Genomic DNA, 4,689 nt, shown 5'->3' on the forward strand with positions numbered 1-4,689 from the left:
CAGGGCCATAAAGCAGAGAGGCGATCTCCCTCTGGCTGATTCCGGCTTTGATACAGTCGAGGGCGATGACGCTCTTGCGCAGGATCTGTGTCGTCTTGGTCCAGCGGGCCGCATGTATATCGGGGCCATTGCCCAGAAGACGCCGGACCTCTTCCTGAACTTTCTGTTTCCGTTGAATTCCGAAGAGGTCTGGCGTCTTTATTTTCATCCGCCCAGGTTCAATACTGAGGTGGGACATGCCTGTACAGCCTACCTGCGCGATGCAGCTTTTTCCCCGGATGAGAAGATATTCGCGTGCCGCGCTGTCGGTCACGTGGGTAAAACTGCAGTAAGGCACGGTCCGGTCCCAGATATCGAAGCTCTGCCGGGGTTTGAGCGGCCTGCAGTTGACCTCGACCTCGCCCGGGAACACGTAATGGCTCCAGAAGGCGTCAGGGTCGATCCCGTTGATGGCGGGGTCGGACATGAACACGAGCCCCCAGCGCTCCGCCAGCTTCTGATGCGCGCGGGAACGCAGCAGACGGATCGGAGCGCACGGCGCCATTCTTTCAGAAATGTCGGCATCGCTTCGGCCAGCCACGTCATCGCGCAGGTTTTCGTTGCGCCGTGCGTACTCCTATGCCCGGCGATCCAGGGAAAGGCGCGAGAGGTAATCACAGGGCGCGATCTCGGAGCAGGTATTGAGTGTAAACGGTTTTATCATCAGCCTCCCTTTGAGAACGACGATTCAAGATTTACGCCAAGCGGGATATTCCCATAGCATCTTATCGTAATGCGGGAAATTTTATAACTGTTCTGTGTAGAGACGATTAAGGTCTGACGGCATCGGCCAGACGCAGGCCGCCTCAGCGCAGTTTGCAGGCTTCTGCTGCCACCTGCAGCAACCTGCGCAGGATGGCCTGGCGTCCAACTGCCCTGACCCGGTAAAAGCAAGGATGCTCATCGGGACAAGAAAAGGTCCCGCCCCGATGAGCTGCCGCTCCCACCAGCAGAAAAAAGAATGCCGGCGGAGCAAATTGCTGCGCCGGCATTCTACCCCGTGGTGCGCGAGGCCCTCGACGCACCGGACGCAATTGAAGTGATGGCTTATCCCGTTGGATCGATCTGGATCGAGCGGGCGGCTTATGCCGCCCTCAGCTTCCTGGCATGGACAAAAGCCAACGACTGGGCAAGCTCGCTGCCGGAAGATCCTCCAGATGTGAGAGTGATCGGTATGGATTTTTCCACGGACGAACTCATCAGCTTCATGCGTCCCGCAGAAGAGCTCGGGCCGAGCCCCCGGAGCGTTCAATGATGACACTCCGCCTCGGACAAATCCCCGACCGCACCCAAGCAAAGCTCACGCTTGCGCTCGATCCGGACACCTATGCCGCACTGTCAGACTATGCCGCGGTTTGCCTGCAGACCTATGGCCATGAAGAACGCGCCGAAACGCTCGCCGCGGCCATGATCGAAACCTTCCTGGCGTCTGACGCCGGATTCAAACGGGCCCGCCGGGCCCTTCACACCACCGCCAGCAAAGGAGACTGACCTATGGCACAGATCGGCGCATTCACGATGAAAGACGGAACATGGACGGGGACCATCCGTACCATGACCATCAACGTCAAAGCCCAGCTCGTCCCCAACAAGGAAAAGGGAAAGAGCAAGGATACGCCGGACTTCCGGCTCTATGCGGGCGGCGCAGAGCTCGGTGCGGCCTGGCGGCAGGACTCCAAGGATGGCGAGACGCCCTACCTCGCCATCAAGCTCGATGATCCGAGCTTTGCGCAGCCGATGCGGGCCGCCTTCTTCGAGAATGAAAGCGAAGGCACCGGCGTGATGGTCTGGAACCGGCCAAAGTCAGCCTGAGAGAGGAAAGGCCGCCACGCATGAGCCTCAGCCTCAAGGATCTTGAAGAAGGCCGCCGGATCGCCGCGCTGGTCGTCCGGCACTGCGGCGAGAAGTATTTCCCGCTGTTCGACCGGTTCGACCAGGAGGTCCGGAAGCGGCGCTCGGCGGCCGACCGGATCGAGGCTGCGCTCAGCCGTCCTGTCGCTGATCCAGACAGAGGGAGACCGCACCCTTGATTTCTACAGAAATTAGTAGTACGTATGCTTTCTTAGGAAAGGATGCGACCATGACACAGGCAAAGGCGGTCAGCACTCAGGAACGGGCCCGGATACTGACCATGGCTGTCGTCCGGGCTGCGGAGAAGATGGGTATTACCGGGCGGGACCTCGCCGCGATTCTGGGGGTTTCCGCACCGACCATCTCCCGGATGCGGAATGACGAGTTCCGGCTTGAGGAAGGCACCAAGCCTTTCGAGCTGGGCGCGCTGTTCCTTCGCCTGTTCCGCTCGCTCGACGCGATCACCGGCGGCGACAGCAAGATAGCGCATGCGTGGCTGCGTAATGAGAACCGGGCGCTGGGCGGGCGTCCGCTCGATCAGATCAAGACGATTGCAGGACTGACGCATGGCCTTGCCTACCTGGATTCCCGGCGCGCTCCGCTCTGAGAGAAAGCCGCTGGAGCGCGTTTTCTGGCGCTGCGTGGAGGCACAACATGTCGTCTCCACGCTTCAGCTTGTCGACACGCTGGATGAGCAGCGCGTTCTCGAAGACGTGCTCGAAGAAACCAAGCCACCGGTCCCGGCCGAATGCGCCAGCCTGCACTATCTCTACATGACGCCGTTCCGGTACGGGCTTTATCCGAATGGATCGCGGTTCCGGCGTGCGGGCCAGACACCCGGCGTCTATTACGTCTCGGAAGAGCCCGCGACGGCGATCATCGAAACCGCCTTTCACGTTCTGCTCTTCTACGCCGACTCACCCGGAACGCCCTTTCCGGCGCAGCCGAGTGAGCACACTGCATTTGACATACCCGTACGCACCGATGCCGCCATCGACCTGTCCGCAAAGCCGTTCAGCAAGGCGCGCGACATCTGGATGCATCCGTCCGACTACGAACCGTGCCAGCAACTCGAAGAAGCCGCCCGCACCGAGAACATCCAACTGATCCGCTACACGTCTGTCCGCGATCCGCAGCAACGGCCGAACGCCGCCATCCTGACCTGCGCCGCGTTCGCCTCAAAAGCGCCAACACAGAACCAGACCTGGCGCATCCTGTTCAATAAGGCCGGCGTACATGCGATCTGCGAGTTTCATGGGCAAAAGTTCAGTCTGCCACCAGAAACCTGGTCCGATGATCTTCGTATGTCAGCATTCGACTGAGTCCTCTGGCCTGTAACCGTCCACGTAGTCAGGTGACTTTCAGGTCCAGGTCCAAAGAGATAACTCTAAATAAGATCAGATTCTTCACCTAGCCAACCCAATTTGATCATAAGCGGCGATCACCGGAGTCTCTTTTGTTTCAAGATCCGAAGTTGAACAGGCTTTATCGATCATTAGCATTCGAGATTTCGCCCGTACCGATCGCGAATGCATTATCCACAATGGGATTTGCCTTCCGGTCCGGTCAAACCCTTTCGTTGCCGAGCCCTATCGCCAATTGCCGGCAACGTCCGCATTGTCCACCGTAGCCGCGACGCCCAACGCCCACTCCGGATTCGCCCGCTCAAACAAATCCATAACCCGCGCATCAAACGGATGAGCGATCTTCAGCAACTCAGCCCGCCGGTATTCCAATGAGCCCCCGTCCCCGTAAACCGGCCGCGTCGTTTTGTGCCCCATAAGCAAGCAGCGCAAACCATAGTCGACATTTGCTTCCTGCATGCGTTTCTCGAAGGCATGCCGTAGCGAGTATATCTTGTGGTCGGGCGTCTCCAGCAGGCCTCGGTTTCGAAAGTTCTTCATCATGTTTGCTGAAAACAGCTCACCCTTGTCATAGTAGTGAGCAAACGCGCGCCGCGCCGCCCGCTTCGCGGCTTCAAGCGAGATACCAACGAGCGGGATGTCACGCTCGGATGTATCGGTTTTCACCTCCCTGTCATTCCGTGCACGGATGGAAATATAGGGTACCGGTTCATCAATGTGAAAATCCTCGACCCGCAGATTGATGATCTCGCTTGGCCGGCAGCCGGTCTCGATCAGCATCAGCGTAATCAGCTGCAATTCCGGTCGCCATTTGCGGGTCGCACCGGGCGCCAGGATCTTGTGCCGCACCCATTCGCTTGAGAACGGCGGGACCTCGGTCCGCGCCTTTGCCTTGAAGTGCATATTGCGGAAGGGATTGGGCCGCTCCTCCTCTCCGACATGCTTGAAATAGTCAGCACAGAGTGACCGGATGTTGCCGATATGCCGGTTCGCGGTGTTAGGCGCGACCGCCTCGACCTTCGTGTCCTTCGGCTTCACCTGACCTGCCCAGAGCTTCTGGTAGTCGAGGGCCAGCTCCCGGGTGATATCTTCAAGCGCGATGTCGCCGGCGAAATCGATGAAGTACTGGACCGAGGTCCGCTTGGTCTTCTCCCATGAGGCCTGCTGGTTCGGAGATTTGTAGAGCTGCGCGTTGTAGGCGATTTCGCTGACGTAGATCTGGAAGGCCTCTGACACGGTCACCTTGGGCTTCGGCGCGCCGCCGAGCAGCGCCTCGGCATCGCGGACCTTGGGTACCTCCTGAGGCCCCGCGCCCTGATGGACGGCGAGCAGCCGTGCGAGCGCCTCTTCGAGGGGCGCCGCTGTCGCAAGGTGATCGATCGGCTGGTATGTGAACCCGCTCGCCAATGCTCTCACAGTGGCCATACGGTAGCGA

The 4,689-nt window shown here is 59.4% G+C and carries 7 protein-coding genes and 1 pseudogene; 6 read left to right on the forward strand and 2 right to left on the reverse strand.

Translation table 11 applies throughout. From position 1 onward, the window contains the following. A pseudogene (locus tag WEA77_RS05645) lies at nt 1–580 on the reverse strand (hypothetical protein); the annotation flags it as partial. Nucleotides 581–1,000: 420 nt separating this feature from the next. On the opposite strand from WEA77_RS05645, the gene WEA77_RS05650 reads away from it, so the two are divergent. Genes WEA77_RS05650 through WEA77_RS05675 form a run of 6 tightly spaced genes read left to right on the forward strand, consistent with a single transcriptional unit; the run spans nt 1,001 to nt 3,212 of the window. Next, nucleotides 1,001–1,294, forward strand: a complete 294-nt coding sequence (locus WEA77_RS05650; protein WP_368066893.1) for a hypothetical protein — start codon at nt 1,001–1,003, stop codon at nt 1,292–1,294. After that, nucleotides 1,291–1,530 carry a DUF2274 domain-containing protein gene (locus tag WEA77_RS05655; RefSeq protein WP_368066894.1) on the forward strand — a complete coding sequence of 80 codons (240 nt, stop codon included), beginning with the start codon at nt 1,291–1,293 and terminating at the stop codon, nt 1,528–1,530. The genes WEA77_RS05650 and WEA77_RS05655 overlap by 4 nt, the downstream gene beginning before the upstream one ends. 3 nt (nt 1,531–1,533) lie before the next feature. After that, entirely contained in the window at nt 1,534–1,851 is a 318-nt protein-coding gene (locus tag WEA77_RS05660; protein ID WP_368066895.1) for a DUF736 domain-containing protein, read from the forward strand. 20 nt (nt 1,852–1,871) lie between these two features. Then, nucleotides 1,872–2,069 carry a hypothetical protein gene (locus WEA77_RS05665; RefSeq protein WP_368066896.1) on the forward strand — a complete coding sequence of 66 codons (198 nt, stop codon included), beginning with the start codon at nt 1,872–1,874 and terminating at the stop codon, nt 2,067–2,069. 50 nt (nt 2,070–2,119) lie between these two features. After that, nucleotides 2,120–2,497, forward strand: a complete 378-nt coding sequence (locus tag WEA77_RS05670; protein ID WP_368066897.1) for an antitoxin Xre/MbcA/ParS toxin-binding domain-containing protein — start codon at nt 2,120–2,122, stop codon at nt 2,495–2,497. Beyond that, complete coding sequence (locus WEA77_RS05675; protein ID WP_368066898.1) at nt 2,457–3,212, forward strand: RES family NAD+ phosphorylase; 756 nt, start codon at nt 2,457–2,459, stop codon at nt 3,210–3,212. Before WEA77_RS05670 ends, WEA77_RS05675 begins: the two co-directional genes overlap by 41 nt. 267 nt (nt 3,213–3,479) lie before the next feature. On the opposite strand, the gene WEA77_RS05680 is transcribed toward WEA77_RS05675, so the two are convergent. Next, nucleotides 3,480–4,689: tyrosine-type recombinase/integrase (locus WEA77_RS05680; RefSeq protein ID WP_368066899.1), on the reverse strand; the 1,210-nt coding region annotated here is incomplete at its 5' end.

The organism is Hyphomonas sp., assembly GCF_040882205.1.
Classification (GTDB): Bacteria; Pseudomonadota; Alphaproteobacteria; order Caulobacterales; family Hyphomonadaceae; genus Hyphomonas.

What these genes read in the sequence shown, in the direction of transcription:
- WEA77_RS05675 (WP_368066898.1), top strand. Translation starts at nt 2,457, where the DNA reads ATGGCCTTGCCTACCTGGATTCCCGGCGCGCTCCGCTCTGAGAGAAAG.
- WEA77_RS05650 (WP_368066893.1), top strand. Translation starts at nt 1,001, where the DNA reads ATGCCGGCGGAGCAAATTGCTGCGCCGGCATTCTACCCCGTGGTGCGC.
- WEA77_RS05665 (WP_368066896.1), top strand. Translation starts at nt 1,872, where the DNA reads ATGAGCCTCAGCCTCAAGGATCTTGAAGAAGGCCGCCGGATCGCCGCG.
- WEA77_RS05660 (WP_368066895.1), top strand. Translation starts at nt 1,534, where the DNA reads ATGGCACAGATCGGCGCATTCACGATGAAAGACGGAACATGGACGGGG.
- WEA77_RS05670 (WP_368066897.1), top strand. Translation starts at nt 2,120, where the DNA reads ATGACACAGGCAAAGGCGGTCAGCACTCAGGAACGGGCCCGGATACTG.
- WEA77_RS05655 (WP_368066894.1), top strand. Translation starts at nt 1,291, where the DNA reads ATGATGACACTCCGCCTCGGACAAATCCCCGACCGCACCCAAGCAAAG.